At 38.3% G+C, this 15560-nt stretch carries 13 protein-coding genes and 1 pseudogene; 10 read left to right on the top strand and 4 right to left on the bottom strand.

Going from position 1 to position 15560, the window contains the following annotated elements; translation table 11 throughout:
* Positions 1-2 precede the first annotated feature (2 nt).
* A complete protein-coding gene (gene gcvPA / locus BANA01_RS01230; RefSeq protein ID WP_063251301.1) occupies positions 3-1349 on the top strand; it encodes an aminomethyl-transferring glycine dehydrogenase subunit GcvPA in 1347 nt (448 codons plus the stop codon).
* Positions 1342-2802 carry an aminomethyl-transferring glycine dehydrogenase subunit GcvPB gene (gcvPB, locus tag BANA01_RS01225; RefSeq protein ID WP_063251300.1) on the top strand — a complete coding sequence of 487 codons (1461 nt, stop codon included), beginning with the start codon at positions 1342-1344 and terminating at the stop codon, positions 2800-2802. The genes gcvPA and gcvPB overlap by 8 nt, the downstream gene beginning before the upstream one ends.
* A gap of 151 nt (positions 2803-2953) precedes the next feature.
* Here the strand turns inward: gcvPB and BANA01_RS01220 are convergent, their stop codons facing one another.
* Positions 2954-3337: a rhodanese-like domain-containing protein gene (locus BANA01_RS01220; protein WP_063251299.1), complete on the bottom strand. Its 384-nt coding sequence runs from the start codon at positions 3335-3337 to the stop codon at positions 2954-2956.
* Between the two features lie 180 nt (positions 3338-3517).
* Here BANA01_RS01220 and BANA01_RS01215 point away from each other — a divergent pair, with 180 nt between their 5' ends.
* Positions 3518-4354: a lipoate--protein ligase family protein gene (locus BANA01_RS01215; RefSeq protein ID WP_063251298.1), complete on the top strand. Its 837-nt coding sequence runs from the start codon at positions 3518-3520 to the stop codon at positions 4352-4354.
* A 37-nt stretch (positions 4355-4391) separates the two neighbouring features.
* Here BANA01_RS01215 and BANA01_RS01210 read toward each other — a convergent pair whose 3' ends face one another.
* Positions 4392-4871 carry an SRPBCC family protein gene (locus BANA01_RS01210; RefSeq protein ID WP_063251297.1) on the bottom strand — a complete coding sequence of 160 codons (480 nt, stop codon included), beginning with the start codon at positions 4869-4871 and terminating at the stop codon, positions 4392-4394.
* A 381-nt stretch (positions 4872-5252) separates the two neighbouring features.
* Here BANA01_RS01210 and BANA01_RS01205 point away from each other — a divergent pair, with 381 nt between their 5' ends.
* Positions 5253-7805, top strand: a complete 2553-nt coding sequence (locus BANA01_RS01205) for a vitamin B12-dependent ribonucleotide reductase (protein ID WP_063251296.1) — start codon at positions 5253-5255, stop codon at positions 7803-7805.
* A gap of 185 nt (positions 7806-7990) precedes the next feature.
* Here BANA01_RS01205 and BANA01_RS28930 read toward each other — a convergent pair.
* A pseudogene (locus BANA01_RS28930) lies at positions 7991-8167 on the bottom strand (helix-turn-helix transcriptional regulator); the annotation flags it as partial.
* Positions 8168-8271: 104 nt separating this feature from the next.
* Between BANA01_RS28930 and BANA01_RS01200 the strand changes: the two are divergent.
* The 3 genes from BANA01_RS01200 to BANA01_RS01190 all read left to right on the top strand — a co-directional run bounded on the left by BANA01_RS01200 (position 8272) and on the right by BANA01_RS01190 (position 10094).
* The gene (locus tag BANA01_RS01200; RefSeq protein ID WP_063251295.1) at positions 8272-8751 is read left to right on the top strand and encodes a GyrI-like domain-containing protein; all 480 of its coding nucleotides are present in this window, start codon (positions 8272-8274) and stop codon (positions 8749-8751) included.
* A 211-nt stretch (positions 8752-8962) separates the two neighbouring features.
* Complete coding sequence (locus tag BANA01_RS01195; RefSeq protein WP_063251294.1) at positions 8963-9670, top strand: FAD-dependent oxidoreductase; 708 nt, start codon at positions 8963-8965, stop codon at positions 9668-9670.
* 52 nt (positions 9671-9722) lie between these two features.
* Positions 9723-10094 carry an iron chaperone gene (locus BANA01_RS01190; protein ID WP_063251293.1) on the top strand — a complete coding sequence of 124 codons (372 nt, stop codon included), beginning with the start codon at positions 9723-9725 and terminating at the stop codon, positions 10092-10094.
* A gap of 402 nt (positions 10095-10496) precedes the next feature.
* Here the strand turns inward: BANA01_RS01190 and chrA are convergent, their stop codons facing one another.
* Positions 10497-11663 carry a chromate efflux transporter gene (gene chrA, locus BANA01_RS01185; protein ID WP_063251292.1) on the bottom strand — a complete coding sequence of 389 codons (1167 nt, stop codon included), beginning with the start codon at positions 11661-11663 and terminating at the stop codon, positions 10497-10499.
* Between the two features lie 216 nt (positions 11664-11879).
* On the opposite strand from chrA, the gene BANA01_RS01180 reads away from it, so the two are divergent.
* The 3 genes from BANA01_RS01180 to BANA01_RS01170 all read left to right on the top strand — a co-directional run bounded on the left by BANA01_RS01180 (position 11880) and on the right by BANA01_RS01170 (position 15465).
* Complete coding sequence (locus tag BANA01_RS01180; RefSeq protein WP_063251291.1) at positions 11880-12614, top strand: urease accessory protein UreH domain-containing protein; 735 nt, start codon at positions 11880-11882, stop codon at positions 12612-12614.
* Between the two features lie 143 nt (positions 12615-12757).
* The gene (gene copZ, locus BANA01_RS01175; protein WP_063251290.1) at positions 12758-12964 is read left to right on the top strand and encodes a copper chaperone CopZ; all 207 of its coding nucleotides are present in this window, start codon (positions 12758-12760) and stop codon (positions 12962-12964) included.
* 86 nt (positions 12965-13050) lie between these two features.
* Positions 13051-15465 (top strand): heavy metal translocating P-type ATPase, encoded by a 2415-nt coding sequence (locus BANA01_RS01170; protein WP_063251289.1) that lies wholly within the window; start codon positions 13051-13053, stop codon positions 15463-15465.
* Positions 15466-15560: the final 95 nt, after the last annotated feature.

The raw sequence follows: 15560 nt of genomic DNA, 5'->3' as shown, positions 1-15560 counted from the left end.
TTATGAAACATCGATATTTACCTATGACTGAAGAAGATAAAAAGGCAATGCTTGAAACAATCGGCGTTAACTCCGTTGATCAATTGTTCAGCGATATTCCAGAAAAGGTTAGATTTAAAGGTGAGTACAACATTAAAGCTGCAAAATCTGAGACTACTTTGATGAAAGAACTTTTCCAAATGGCTTCTCGTAATGCAGATTTAAAAACAAATGCATCCTTTCTGGGAGCAGGTGTTTATGACCACTATATGCCTGTAATTGTTGACCATGTTATTTCTCGGTCTGAATTTTATACGGCTTATACACCTTATCAACCTGAAATCTCACAAGGTGAGCTCCAAGCCATTTTTGAATTTCAGACAATGATCTGTGAGTTAACTGGTATGGATGTAGCTAACTCCTCTATGTATGATGGAGGAACTGCATTAGCTGAAGCAGCGATGCTGAGCGCAGGACATACGAAACGGAAAAAGATTATTGTTTCAGGTGCTGTACATCCTGAGTCAAGGGAAGTCTTAAAAACTTATGCAAAAGGTCAATATCTTGAAGTAATTGAGGTACCAGTTAACGATGGAATTACAGATACTCAAGCATTAAAAGGATTAGCCAATGAGGAAATTGCAGCTGTTATTGTACAGTACCCAAATTTCTTCGGAAGAATTGAACCTTTAAAAGAACTAGAAGAAATTGTTCATGCTAATAAATCATTATTTGTTGTTTCAAGCAATCCACTTTCTCTTGGAGTATTAACACCTCCTGGGAAGTTTGGTGCAGATATTGTTATTGGTGACGCGCAGCCGTTTGGAATCCCTACTGCGTTTGGAGGCCCACACTGCGGTTATTTTGCCGTAACCACAAAGTTAATGAGAAAGGTACCAGGACGTCTCGTTGGCCAAACGACTGACGATCAGGGCCGCCGTGGATTTGTATTAACACTACAAGCTCGTGAACAGCATATCCGTCGCGATAAAGCGACATCAAATATATGTTCAAACCAAGCGTTAAATGCATTGGCTGCATCTGTAGCGATGACTGCCCTTGGTAAAAAAGGCGTACGTGAAATGGCCGCGGCCAACTTGCAGAAGGCACACTACGCAAAAACTGTATTTAAAGAAGCAGGCTTTCAGGTTGTCTACGAAGGACACTCCTTCAATGAATTTGTTCTGAAACTAAACAAGCCAGTAAAAGAGATCAATCAAGCCTTGTTACAAAAAGGAATCATCGGCGGTTACGACTTAGGACGTGACTATCCGGAGCTTGCCAACCATATGCTGGTTGCTGTAACAGAGCAAAGAACGAAGGAAGAAATTGATACTCTTGTTAAAGAAGTGGGGGATTTGCATGCATAACCAAGACCAGGCACTCATTTTTGAATCTAGCACACCAGGAAGAATTGGATATAGCCTCCCGGAAATGGATGTTCCTGAATTAGACCTAAGCAGTCTTCTGCCTGAAGGGTATTTGCGCAGTGAGGAGCCAGAACTTCCTGAGGTTTCAGAGCTTGATATTATGCGTCATTATACTGCTCTATCCAGAAGAAATCATGGTGTAGATTCTGGTTTCTATCCATTAGGTTCTTGTACCATGAAATATAATCCGAAAATTAATGAAAACGTAGCCCGTTTTAATGGATTTGCTCATGTTCATCCATTGCAGGACGAGAGCTCGGTTCAAGGTGCTCTTGAGTTGTTGTATGATTTGCAGCAGCATTTAATTGAAATTACAGGAATGGATGAAGTTACGTTGCAGCCAGCAGCTGGCGCTCATGGTGAATGGACTGGATTAATGATGATTCGTGCCTACCATGAAGCCAATGGAGATTTGAAACGTACGAAGGTTATTGTTCCAGACTCTGCTCATGGAACAAACCCTGCTTCTGCAACCGTTGCAGGTCTTGAAACGATTACAGTAAAATCAAATGAATTTGGTCTAGTAGACCTTGATGATTTAAAAAGAGTGGTTGGGGAAGATACTGCTGCCTTAATGTTAACAAATCCCAATACCCTAGGACTTTTTGAAGAAAATATTGTGGAAATGGCTGAAATCGTTCATGCTGCCGGCGGAAAGCTTTACTATGATGGAGCGAACTTAAATGCTGTTCTATCAAAAGCTAGACCTGGAGATATGGGCTTTGATGTTGTTCACTTGAATCTTCATAAAACCTTTACAGGTCCACATGGCGGCGGAGGTCCTGGTTCAGGTCCTGTTGGTGTAAAAGCAGACCTTATTCCGTATTTACCAAAGCCTGTGATTACAAAACGCGGAGAAGAGTTTGTATTTGATTATGACCGTCCGCAATCAATCGGGCGCGTGAAGCCTTACTATGGTAACTTTGGTATCAATGTTCGTGCTTATACCTACATTCGTTCTATGGGCCCTGATGGCTTAAAAGCTGTAACTGAATATGCTGTACTAAATGCAAACTATATGATGAGAAGACTTGCTGAATATTATGATCTTCCATTCGATAAGCATTGCAAACATGAATTTGTACTAAGCGGAAGAAGACAGAAAAAATTAGGTGTTCGTACGTTGGATATAGCAAAACGCCTGCTTGATTTTGGCTATCATCCGCCAACCATCTACTTCCCATTGAATGTGGAAGAATGTATCATGATTGAGCCAACGGAAACAGAATCTAAAGAAACGCTCGATTCATTCATTGACATCATGATCCAAATTGCCAAAGAGGCAGAGGAGAATCCAGAAATCGTCCAAGAAGCGCCGCATACCACTGTGGTAGGCAGGATGGACGAAGCAACAGCTGCGCGTAAACCAATCTTAAAATACCAAAAGGCTTAGAGATTTTAGGTCAGATTCAGTTTGCTGAATCTGACCTTTTGGTTTTTGGGGAAGTGGAATTGTGCCGGTAAATTAGGCGGGACGAAAATAGGGGAAAAATCCAATAAAAGTAATAAAAATAGACTTCCAGAATATAGGAAGTCCTCATCGATTATTTCTTTGTTTTTACTTTTCCAGACCATTTTTTGAACCCGCCTTGAAGCTGGGTAAGATCCTTGTAACCTTTACGGTGCAAGAATTGAGCTGCCCTAGAGCTGCGCAATCCATTTTGGTCATATAAATAAACAGGTAAATCTGGACGAAGCTCCTTCATTCGCATTCTCATTTGTGACATTGGAATATTTCGGGCTCCTAAAATATGACCTGCTTCGAATTCGTTCGGTTCACGAACATCGATTAATTGTGCCTTTCGATAACCGGCACGAAACTCCTCTTCCGTTACCGTTTTTACAATCCTTTTTTGATAAAAATAGGTGAAAACGGAGTACGCTGCAACTGCCACGATGATGATTAGTAGGACATAAAGTGAATTCAATTTCTATTGCTCCTTTCAAGCATGGTACACTATGTTTTATTATATAAGCCAATTAAAGAAAGATAAAGAATAAACGACAAAAAACTTCAAATTCATTATACCTGAAACATCTGGTTTTGAATTTATATCAGATTTTGGTAGACTAAAACAAGATAAATTAGATAAAGATGAGGTTTTTATATGAGCAAAGAGGTATGGCGTTTTATAGATTCAGGTAATTGTTCTCCATCATTTAACATGGCGTTGGATGAGGCATTACTTGATTGGCATAGTGAAGGGAAAATCCCCCCCGTTATCCGCTTCTATGGCTGGGAACCAGCGACTTTATCCATTGGATATTTCCAAAAGGTTGAAAAGGAAATCGATCTGGAGGCAGTAAAAGCCCATGGATTAGGGTTTGTTCGAAGACCCACAGGCGGCCGAGGAGTGCTCCATGAGCATGAACTTACTTATAGTGTAATTGTTTCGGAAAATCACCCGGAAATGCCTAAGACGGTAACAGAGGCGTATCGTGTTATTTCTGAAGGAATCTTAAAAGGATTTCACCAGCTAGGATTAGAGGCTTACTTTGCTGTCCCAAAAACAGATGAGGAACGAAGTGCACTGAAAAATCCTCGTTCAGCAGTTTGTTTTGACGCACCAAGCTGGTATGAACTAGTGGTCGAAGGTCGTAAGGTGGCCGGTAGTGCACAAACAAGGCAAAAGGGAGTAATCCTCCAGCATGGATCGATTCTATTAGATTTAGATGAGGACAAGCTATTCAGCCTATTTAAATATCCTAGTGAAAGAGTAAAAGACAGGATGAAATCTGCTTTTAAAAGTAAGGCAGTTGCCATTAATGAAATTAGTTCAAGAAAAATCACATTAGACGAAGCAAAAGAAGCTTTCTATAAAGGCTTTGCAGAGGGTCTTAATATCGAACTACAATCCTATCAATTAACCGATGAAGAACTTGCATACGTGAATAGAATTGCTAAAGAGAGATATGAAAGTGATGAGTGGAACTTCAAAAGATAGATGATTAGGCGTACCATTTAAGGGGTACGCCTGTTTTTTATTGGTTGGTTACTTTTTCTATTTCCTTAATATACTTTTCATACCAGACTTTCCATTCTTCTTTACGCTCAATGCTCCTGCCGTCTAGAAGCGCTTCAATGACATCTAAGCATACATGCCAACCAGCAAGGTCTCTTGGTGTATGGTCAGTAATTGTATTAATTTTCTCTATTAGGCGCAATGAACATCCTTTTGATTCTTCGGTCAATTCGAACCGAACGGTGTCTTTCCACCAAGAGAATTCCAGAACAGTATTTATTTTTAAGTCTAAGATAGAAAGATCTTCAAAAGTGCCATCCCCCATATCAAATTTAATGACTCCGCCTTTATGAAGTTCGTCTACACGTAACTCCGAAAACCATTTTGGCAGTTTCTCGTTATCTGTTAAATACGACCATACCTCTTTAACTGAATGTTTAAGATGTCGTTCAAAAGTGGCAATATAGAAGTTTTCAACTTTTTCAATATGTGCTATCATCTATTTTTTCCTCCTCTTATTCGCTTATGAATTAAGTATACCTTTTTTAATATTCTAGATAATCAATTATCTCCGTTAAATTTTCCTGCATTAAAAAATCGCAACCTGCGAAATTTGTTAAAATTTCCGGTTTTATGCCGAAAATTAATAGATATCTTATCTATACTCTTGTTTCTATTTTATTTTGAGTTTGACAAAGTTTATATTTTTTGCCTCTAACACAATATGTAGTGTTGTCGAAAATATTTTCGGTACTATATATTGATTTGTGTATCCTATCTATGTTAATTTATTTATATTAAGTCAACAAGAAATACAAGATATAGTCTTACTTACTAGAATTTCACTCAATATATAGAATTTTTTGAAGGAGTTGTTCTCATGTCTGTTGTTTTTAGACAAAAAATGAATATTGATTTTGAAAGGTTGAATGAGGATATCCACTTATTCCCGCAAGTGCACCCGGTTACCCCAGATATGAAAATAACTCATAAGGGTGTTTCACGATTGGTCATGTTGGACCGGTACACCTTCAAAGACACTGCAAAAATCACCCTAACGAATGGCGACTTTGTTGTTCTCACTATAAAAGAAGATCCAAAATTCCCAGCACGCGGTCTTGGATACATCATGGAGATTGATTGGGAGAGTAAAAAAGCAAAGGTTTTAGTAGAAGAGGAATTTAGAGGTGTCCTAGATGACGCTGAAGAAAGCACAACTGGATTAATATGGCGTTCACTTGATGTGATTGAGAAACCTCTTGAATTGTTTTATGAGCAAATTGCAAAGCGAAATGCAACTGGACTTGCTTCGGTTGAAGAGACGGAAGAGAAGCGGATTGAGTGGTTTGAGAAGTTTTACAATGAGCTTGTTTCAATGAATTTCATTCCAGCAGGTCGTGTCCTTTATGGGGCAGGAGCAGAAACGGATGTAACGTTCTTTAACTGTTATGTAATGCCTTTTGTTCCAGACTCACGTGAAGGGATCTCTGATCACCGTAAACAGGTAATGGAAATCATGAGCCGCGGCGGTGGTGTTGGTACAAATGGATCTACATTGCGCCCAAGAAACACCTTAGCAAGAGGTGTAAATGGAAAATCATCAGGTTCGGTTTCGTGGTTAGATGATATTGCGAAATTAACGCACTTGGTTGAGCAAGGTGGATCGCGCAGGGGTGCGCAGATGATCATGCTTGCGGACTGGCATCCAGACGTTATTGAATTTATTATTTCAAAAATGCAAAACCCTAGAATTCTAAGGTTTTTAATTGAAAATACAAACGATGAAACAATCAAGAAGCATGCTAAGGACAAACTAAAATTAACACCGCTAACTGCACAAGAGAGAGCTATGTATCAGGGAATTGTTAATTATAAACATATTCCCGGTACTGGTGGTTTTGGTGAGGATATTATTGCAGAGGCTGAAGAAAAGCTTCAAACTGGTGGTAATTATACGGTTCATAATCCAGAATTCCTAACAGGAGCAAATATCTCTATCTGTTTGACAAAAGAATTTATGGAAGCTGTTGAAAATGATAGTGAGTATGAGCTTCGTTTTCCACATGTTGAAATCTACAATAAAGAAGAAATGAAAATTTACAATGAAGAATGGCATAATGTTGGAGACGTACGTGAATGGGAGAGACTTGGTCACAAAGTACGAGTTTATAAGAAAATCAAAGCGAAAGAACTTTGGAATCTTATAAACATTTGCGCTACCTACTCTGCAGAGCCAGGAATATTCTTCATCGATAATGCAAACGACATGACCAATGCAAAAGCATACGGGCAGCAAGTAGTGGCAACAAATCCATGTGGAGAGCAGCCTCTCGCACCATTTTCTGTATGTAATCTTGCAGCTGTTAACCTTGCAGAAATGGCTGATAAGGAAACAAAAACAGTTGATTTTGAGAAATTAAAGAAAACAGTAGAAATTGGCGTTAGAATGCAGGACAACGTTATCAATGCTACGCCATATTTCCTTGAAGAAAATAAAAAGCAAGCTCTTGGAGAGCGTCGTGTTGGTCTTGGAGTAATGGGCTTGCATGATATGTTAATTTATTGTGAAACGGTTTATGGCTCAGAAGAAGGAAATAAACTCGTTGACCAGGTTTTTGAAGCAATTGCGACCACAGCGTATAAAACATCAGTGGAACTAGCAAAAGAAAAGGGAAGCTTCCCATTCTTAAATGGTGAAACACGTGAAGAAACGAATCGTTTACGTCAAGCATTTATCGATACAGGATATATGAAAAAAATGCCTGAAGATGTCCGCCAATCTATATTGGAAAATGGAATAAGAAATTCACATTTACTAACTGTTGCTCCTACGGGGTCCACTGGTACAATGGTTGGAGTTTCAACTGGCCTTGAGCCTTATTTCTCATTCTCATATTTCCGAAGCGGACGTTTAGGGAAATTTATTGAAGTAAAAGCTGATATCGTTCAAGAATATTTAGATAGGAATCCAGAAGCAGAATCTGAGAATTTGCCAAGCTGGTTTGTATCTGCAATGGAACTCGCACCTGAAGCGCATGCAGATGTTCAATGTGTTATTCAGCGTTGGATTGATAGTTCTATTAGTAAAACAGTTAATGCACCACAAGGATACAGTGTTGAACAAGTTGAAGCTGTTTACGAACGTCTTTATAAAGGCGGAGCTAAGGGAGGCACGGTCTATGTAGATGGATCGCGTGATTCACAAGTTCTTACCCTTAAGGCAGAGGAAAATGATGTAACAACAACTTTTAAAGAGAAAACAAAACAACACGTGGTTTTGGTTGATACCATTAGTGATCTTCGTTCAACAGATGTAACCATCGGTTCAGAGGTTGGCAACACATGCCCAGTTTGCCGTAAAGGAAAAGTAAAAGAAATCGGCGGCTGTAATACATGTTCCAACTGTGGTACGCAGCTAAAGTGTGGTTTATAAAAATGAAAAACGAGGATTCCCAGTAGCTTTACAATAAAGTTCGATAAAAAATAACCTCATTGGTAATCCTTACCAATGAGGTTATTTTTTTGTCTTTTTAGAAAAATGGAAAAGTAAGTGAATGAATGTCTATACGAAAACGTTCTTCATTAATTGGTAAGAAGTTGAAGGAAGCTCTTGGACTAACCTCCATCCCTTCCAACTTCACCTTCAAGTGGCATCCCCATCGCTTCAATTTCTCTGATATCCCTAATGGCAGTTTAACGGGAGATGTTAAATTCCCGCATTATTTCAGAAATTGTAAAATAGGAGCGATTGTTGATATACCGCATGATGGTATTAATCCGTTCAACTTTTTTCATGGGTCTTCTTAAACAGTATCACTTTTTGACATAGTTTAATGCTACTATAAACCCAGCGAGTAAGAAAACAAATCTTTTGTTTATTTAAAAGGAGGAATTTTGAAATGGCAAATTATACTTTAGAAGAAAAGGACAGCTTTACTGTTTTAGGTTTTGGAACAGAGCTTAAGAGTGATTACACTGACTATGCTGGTATTAATAAGGAAAAGGCAGACTTTTGGCAAGCTGTCAATCAAGATGGAAGGCTTGATAAACTAAAAACTGTCGCAACAAATGACTACATATTTGTTGTAAACGAAGCAGTGAATAATAAGATGATGCATTATGCTGGTGTTATGACGGAGGAATCCTTACCAGAGGTAACTAGACTTATCCAATTTCCCAAAGGGGAATACATTGTTGTTAGAGGGGAAGCGGATACAGATGAAGAGTTGAGTAACAAGCTTACTGGTATTGCCTTTGGTGAAGTCCTGATGGAAGTAACGGATGTATCCTATGTTGGTGGTCCAAATGCAGCAGTTGTGATGGGACAGCAAGACGGCTTAGTATATGGTGAAATGTGGATCCCTGTTGTTAGTAAATAAAGAGATAAAAGGCGGGATGGAAATCCACCTACTTACTATTAGGATGGTTTAAAATAGACATCATAAAACAGATCACTAATGGTCTCCGTTGCCAATAAGTGATCTGTTTTGTACTTTTGAAATTTTAAATCCCGTTGTTGGTTAAATAAGTGTGACTGAAAGAAAAGGAAAATCCAAGTCAGTAGGATAGCTTTAATAAAGGAGATAGGAAATGAGTTTTTTTCAAGATACATTATCCATATTTAAAAAGAGAGATTTACTATTTTTGGAAAGTTACAAAGAGTCTGAAGGTGTTTATACCTTCCTATTTAAAAAAGAGAAAGATTTAACTTGGAAAGCAGGGCAACATGGTTTGTTTAGCATTACTCATAAGAAAATAAAAAATCCTACAAAACCATTCACTGTGGCATCTACTCCCACTGAGAATATTGTTAGACTAACAATGCGTATTGGTGATAACCCAAGCGATTTTAAGAAGGCGATGTTGGAATTAAAACAGGGTATGAAGGTTAAAATGAGTGGACCAGTAGGTAGTTTTTATTTAAAAGATAACAATCCTTCACTTTTAATAGCAGGCGGAATTGGAATAACACCATTTCGTTCAATATTAAAACAAGTAGAGGCAGAGTGGAATGGAGTCGAAAAACAAATAAAACTTCTCTATATGAATAGCAAAAAGTCATATCTATTTAAAGATGAAATTGATGAAATTGCTAATAATTATTCAATAAGTGTAACTTACCTTGATTCAAGGGATGATTTATATCGGGAGATAAATAAGTTTACCACCATATATAACAACGATGGTAACTACTTAATTGCTGGACCGAAAGAAATGGTAGATGCCACCTCCGATTATTTACAAAATAATAATATTTTAAAAAAGAATATCAAAAAGGATTCCTTTTATGGATATTAGTTAAGAATGAATTCGAATTAAACGAGAACATTTTATTCTAGGAGGGATCAACATGGAGGTTTTTCAAAAATATTTAGAAGGAATCGACCACCCTGACCACCGCGACAGAACAGAGGAAATTTTGGTGTGGGTTGCAAATAAATTCCCGAATTTGGAACCGATATTCAAATGGAATACGCCAATGTTTTCCGACCACGGCACATTTATCATAGGCTTTTCTACAGCCAAGCTGCATTTGAGTGTTTCGCCAGAGGTAGCAGGCATTTTGCATTTTGCCGATGACATTGCAAAAGCTGGTTACAGCTCTACCAAAGGCTTATTTCGAATTCCGTGGAATGAGCAGGTAAATTACGAATTACTAGAAAATATTATTGAATTTAATATCATGGATAAGACAGACTATACGAATTTTTGGCGGAAATAAAGCATCACGCCTTATCAAAATCGCTTTGTTCAGTTAATAGTGTTGGATAATTAAGGAAGTTTACCTTCAGCACTAAATGAATTTTTGAAATGTGTTCGTTTAACGGATTATAAGGACAAACAAGGTTTTAAAAAGGATGAACTTAACGGATTTTAAGATGGGGATCATGTTTGAGTTATTCCATAATAGGGAACGATTGTTGAAGATTCTAGCTCGAAAATTATCACACTTTTTTATAAAAATTGTACAATGCTTCACAAAGAAGGAACCCGTTTGATCAATCTTTTTCAAAACGGGTTCTTTTTTAGTTACGATAGATGTAGGTTTGATAGGTATTTTTTGATCAAACTTTATTTTAAAGCTACAGTCCTTTAAATAGGACATCCTCGTTTTTTCATATATTCAAATTAGACTTATCAGGTAGCCACCGACGCTTCCAGTAACCACAACTATCCAAGGCGGCAGCCTCCAATAGGCAAGCATACAAAACAATAGGGCAGCAAACGCAAAATCCATTGGATCAAAAATGGAGCTTGTCCAAATGGGATCATAAAATGCTGCAATTAGTATTCCAACCACAGCTGCATTTACCCCCATTACTGCTCCTTTTATTTTTGGATTAGCGCTTAAACTTGTCCAAAATGGTAATGTACCTAAAACCAGCAAAAACGCAGGGAGAAAGATTGCAAAGGTGGCTAGTAATCCTCCAGCCCAGCCATCCACGACGGCACCAATATAGGCAGCGAATGTAAACAATGGTCCAGGTACCGCCTGAGCTGCTCCATACCCGGCTAGGAACTCTTCTTTACTGAGCCAGCCAGTAGGAACAAATTCACGCTCCAATAAAGGCAATACCACATGCCCGCCGCCAAAAACCAAAGAACCAGACCGATAAAAACTATCAAACATCGCCACCCAACTAGAAGCCGTCAACTCTCTTAAAATTGGCAGAAGGATCAATAATCCAAAAAACAAACCTAAACAAACGACCGCTGCCGTACGAGAAAGTGGAAACTGGATAGAAGAGGGAGAATCTTCCTTCTGTTCTTTATAGATGAAAAATCCCACCACAGCAGCAACCACAATCACACTAACCTGTGAAAAAGCAGTCTGCCATAGAAGTGTAGCTAGTAATGCAAACAAAGCAATTGATTTTCGAGTAAGATCAGGAGTTAACTTTTGTACCATTCCTAAAATGGCGTGAGCAACGACGGCTACTGCGACAATTTTTAATCCATGAATCCACCCAGCATTTCCAACATCCATACCTTTTAAAATAATGGCAAAAAGTATAAGTGCAATCACAGAAGGAATCGTAAAACCAAGAAAGGCAAATATCCCTCCTAATAATCCACCCCGTAAAACACCGACGCCTATCCCAACCTGACTGCTAGCTGGACCGGGCAAAAATTGACAAAGAGCTACTAAATTAGCATACCCCTGTTCATCCAGCCACTTTTTCTTTCGAACATACTCTTCATGAAAATACCCTAAATGAGCAATAGGACCTCCAAATGAGGTAAGACCAAGCCTGGTCGAAACGATAAGAATTTCAAATAGTTGTTTCATAAATCCCCCTAATGTAATGCTAGGTTGTATTTATTACTATTTTAAATGGTTTCCTGAAAGTTTGATGTTAATTGTTTGTAAAGCTTTATTAACGGTATATTCCCTAAGGTGTCGCAAATTTGTCAAAATCTCAACATACCATCTTCATATAATCTGAGTACTATTGATATAGTAGTAATTAACAAAAACAGTATTTACTAGAATACAGGTGATCCAATGTATAACGTATTAAGCCAGTTTAGTGCGTTTGTCAGCAAACCGTTTTTTATCATTGCCAATAACTTGGAATCATGGCCCCTTGTTTTTGCTTTAATATTGGGACTAGTGGGAGCGCTGGCGCCGTGTCAACTAACCGGAAACTTCAGTGCATTAACACTATACGGTAACCGATCCTTCCAGAAAAAAATCGTCTGGAAAGATGTTATCTTCTTCACTTTAGGTAAAATCGCTGCCTTCTCGTTGTTAGGTGCACTTGTCTGGATTTTAGGAAGAGAAATTCAAGATAACCTCATCTCCTATTTCCCTTGGATTCGTAAAATAATGGGGCCTTTACTAATCATTGTTGGGTTTTACATGTTAGGACTTATAAAAATCAATGGGACAATCAATTTATTTAAAGGTTCAAAAGAGTACAAACAGGAAACCCCATTTGGTTCATTTATGTTAGGTTTTAGTTTTTCCCTTGCATTCTGCCCGACCATGTTTATCTTATTCTTTATTACGCTTATGCCAGTTGTATTGTCCAGCTCATATGGGTTTATTCTGCCGTCTATATTTGCATTTGGAACGGCCCTGCCGCTGCTCCTATTTATATTTATAATTTGGTATCTAGGCGGCGGTGGTGTATTAATGAAAAAAGGAAGAAAGTTCGGAGTCGTTATCCAAAGGGTAGCCGGATTTATTATGATATTACTAGGTATAATGGATACCATTACTTATTGGTCCCTTTAAGTTAAAAACCTAAGTATGAACAAAATGTGAAAGTTAGGAAATAATAAAATAAAAATATAAAAAGCACTTTACATAGGGTAGGGGGGTATGGTTAAATGGAATTAAGGTTAACAAAATTGTTAAATAGGAAAGGATGTATATAAATGGAAAAAGTAACATTAAACGTTCAAGGTATGTCTTGCAATCATTGTGTAAAGGCAGTTGAAGGCAGTGTTGGTGAACTTAATGGAGTAAGTTCTGTAAAAGTTGATTTAAAAGCTAATACAGTCGATGTTGAATTTAATAATCAAGAGGTAACCCTCGATAAAATTAAAGAAACAATCGATGACCAAGGTTACGATGTAGAGTAAAAAATTTGAAAGATACGTGCTATTTTGAGTAGCACGTTCTTTTTACAAATTATTATACCCTAAAGGGGTATAAAGGGGTGGATTTTATGGCTCAAAGTTTAAAAGAAACCAATTTGCAAATCTCTGGAATGACCTGTGCTGCTTGCGCTACAAGAATTGAAAAGGGATTAAATAAATTAGAAGGTGTAGAAACAGCAACCGTCAATTTAGCTCTAGAAAAATCAGCAATAAAATACAATCCAGAAAAACTTAAGGTTGAAGATATAGAGAAAAAGATAAGGGATTTGGGATACGATGTCGTTACTGAAAAAGCTGAGTTTGATATCACTGGAATGACCTGTGCTGCCTGTTCCACCAGAATAGAAAAAGGCTTAAATAAATTAGAAGGTGTCGTTAAGGCAAATGTGAATCTAGCCCTTGAAAAAGCGACGGTTGAGTATAACGGGTCGGCTTTATCACCGGCTGATATTATTAAGAAAGTTGAAAACCTTGGTTATGGAGCCCATATAAAGGAGGACGAAAAAGAAACAATCGATCATCGTCAAAAGGAAATTAAGAAACAAACGAAAAAGTTTATTTTTTCAAGCGTACTATCCCTCCCATTATTGTGGGCAATGGTTGGACATTTTTCATTTACCTCCTTTATCTGGGTTCCTAAAGCCTTTATGAATCCATGGGTTCAACTTGTATTGGCAACACCCGTTCAATTTATCATTGGCGGCCAGTTCTATGTCGGAGCCTATAAGGCATTGAAAAATAAAAGTGCCAATATGGATGTCCTTGTTGCTCTGGGTACATCTGCAGCTTATTTTTACAGTTTATATTTATCGATTATGTCGCTTTCAATGGATACTCACTCAGTTGAACTTTACTATGAGACTAGTGCAGTCCTGATTACATTAATCATCTTAGGTAAGCTATTTGAGGCAAAAGCAAAAGGTCGTTCGTCAGAAGCGATTAAGAAATTAATGGGACTTCAAGCTAAGACCGCAACGGTTGAAAGAAATGGGCTGGAACAAGAAATTCAGCTTGAAGAAGTAATTGTTGGAGATATTCTGCATATCAGGCCTGGAGAAAAAATTCCTGTGGACGGAAAAATTATCGAAGGAAATTCAGCCATTGATGAATCCATGCTTACAGGGGAAAGTGTCCCTGTTGATAAGACTATCGGTGATGAGGTTATTGGTGCAACTCTTAACAAAAATGGCTTCCTTAAGGTTGAGGCAAAGAAGGTTGGCAGGGACACGGCTCTTGCACAAATCATTAAGGTGGTTGAAGAGGCACAAGGTTCGAAGGCACCTATCCAGCGCTTAGCCGATAAAATATCTGGCATATTTGTTCCAATTGTGGTAGGGATTGCTGTAATAGCTTTTATCATATGGTATGTGTGGGTGGCACCTGGAGATTTTGCAGAAGCTTTAGAAAAAATGATTGCTATCCTTGTCATTGCCTGCCCATGTGCATTAGGTTTAGCAACACCAACCTCTATCATGGCTGGGTCCGGAAGAGCAGCTGAATTTGGTATTCTCTTTAAAGGTGGAGAACATTTGGAAATGACCCATCGTATTTCTACCGTAGTTTTGGATAAAACCGGGACAGTTACAAATGGAACTCCTGTATTAACCGATGTTTTTACCGATGAATTAGTTGATGAGAATGAATTTTTATCGTTAGTGGCTTCAGCTGAAAAGCAGTCGGAGCACCCGCTTGCCCAGGCCATCGTTCAAGGAATAAAGGAAAAAGGAATTCCTTTAACAAATGTAACAGAATTTGAAGCAATTCCTGGATTCGGTATCAAAGCGATGGTAGATGGGAACGAATTATTAGTTGGTACAAGAAAATTAATGAACAAGTATAATGTCCATGTTGATGGTGCACTTGCACAAATGGATGAATTAGAAAAAGTAGGGAAAACAGCAATGCTTGCTGCTATTAATGGCCAATATGCTGGTACTGTTGCTGTTGCTGATACGATTAAGGAAACATCAAAAATGGCGATTAGCCGTCTCAAAAACATGGGACTTGATGTCATTATGATCACGGGCGATAATCAACAAACTGCATTAGCTATTGCAAAGCAAGCAGGTATTGACCACGTTATTGCTGAAGTTCTTCCGGAGGGAAAAGCGAATGAAATTAAGAAGCTGCAAGCCCAAGGAAAGAAAGTGGCAATGGTCGGAGATGGAATAAATGACGCCCCAGCACTTGCGGTTGCAGACATTGGTATGGCGATAGGAACTGGAACAGATGTAGCGATGGAAGCAGCGGATATAACACTTATTCGCGGGGATTTAAATAGTATTGCTGACGCAATTTACATGAGTAAGAAGACGATAACGAACATAAAGCAAAATCTTTTCTGGGCACTTGCCTATAATTCGCTTGGGATCCCAATAGCAGCTCTTGGTTTCTTAGCTCCTTGGCTTGCAGGCGCTGCCATGGCCTTTAGTTCAGTTTCCGTTGTCTTGAACGCTTTACGTTTACAAAAAGTTAAATTATAAAAATATCTAGTCTAAAGGCTGACACATAATTGTCAGCCTTTTTACCATTTATCACTATCCTCAGCTAGTATACTTATTATAGATAGGATTGAAAA

This window comes from Neobacillus niacini NBRC 15566 (assembly GCF_001591505.1).
GTDB classification, from domain to species: Bacteria; Bacillota; Bacilli; order Bacillales; family Cytobacillaceae; genus Neobacillus; species Neobacillus niacini.
Note: the sequence above shows the minus strand (reverse complement) of the source record. Positions and strands in the feature narration are given on the sequence as shown.

Excerpts from the sequence above, each read along its gene's own strand:
- gcvPA (WP_063251301.1), top strand. The coding sequence starts at position 3 with ATGAAACATCGATATTTACCTATGACTGAAGAAGATAAAAAGGCAATG.
- gcvPB (WP_063251300.1), top strand. The coding sequence starts at position 1,342 with ATGCATAACCAAGACCAGGCACTCATTTTTGAATCTAGCACACCAGGA.
- BANA01_RS01215 (WP_063251298.1), top strand. The coding sequence starts at position 3,518 with ATGAGCAAAGAGGTATGGCGTTTTATAGATTCAGGTAATTGTTCTCCA.
- BANA01_RS01210 (WP_063251297.1), bottom strand. The coding sequence starts at position 4,871 with ATGATAGCACATATTGAAAAAGTTGAAAACTTCTATATTGCCACTTTT.
- BANA01_RS01205 (WP_063251296.1), top strand. The coding sequence starts at position 5,253 with ATGTCTGTTGTTTTTAGACAAAAAATGAATATTGATTTTGAAAGGTTG.
- BANA01_RS01200 (WP_063251295.1), top strand. The coding sequence starts at position 8,272 with ATGGCAAATTATACTTTAGAAGAAAAGGACAGCTTTACTGTTTTAGGT.
- BANA01_RS01195 (WP_063251294.1), top strand. The coding sequence starts at position 8,963 with ATGAGTTTTTTTCAAGATACATTATCCATATTTAAAAAGAGAGATTTA.
- BANA01_RS01190 (WP_063251293.1), top strand. The coding sequence starts at position 9,723 with ATGGAGGTTTTTCAAAAATATTTAGAAGGAATCGACCACCCTGACCAC.
- chrA (WP_063251292.1), bottom strand. The coding sequence starts at position 11,663 with ATGAAACAACTATTTGAAATTCTTATCGTTTCGACCAGGCTTGGTCTT.
- BANA01_RS01180 (WP_063251291.1), top strand. The coding sequence starts at position 11,880 with ATGTATAACGTATTAAGCCAGTTTAGTGCGTTTGTCAGCAAACCGTTT.
- copZ (WP_063251290.1), top strand. The coding sequence starts at position 12,758 with ATGGAAAAAGTAACATTAAACGTTCAAGGTATGTCTTGCAATCATTGT.
- BANA01_RS01170 (WP_063251289.1), top strand. The coding sequence starts at position 13,051 with ATGGCTCAAAGTTTAAAAGAAACCAATTTGCAAATCTCTGGAATGACC.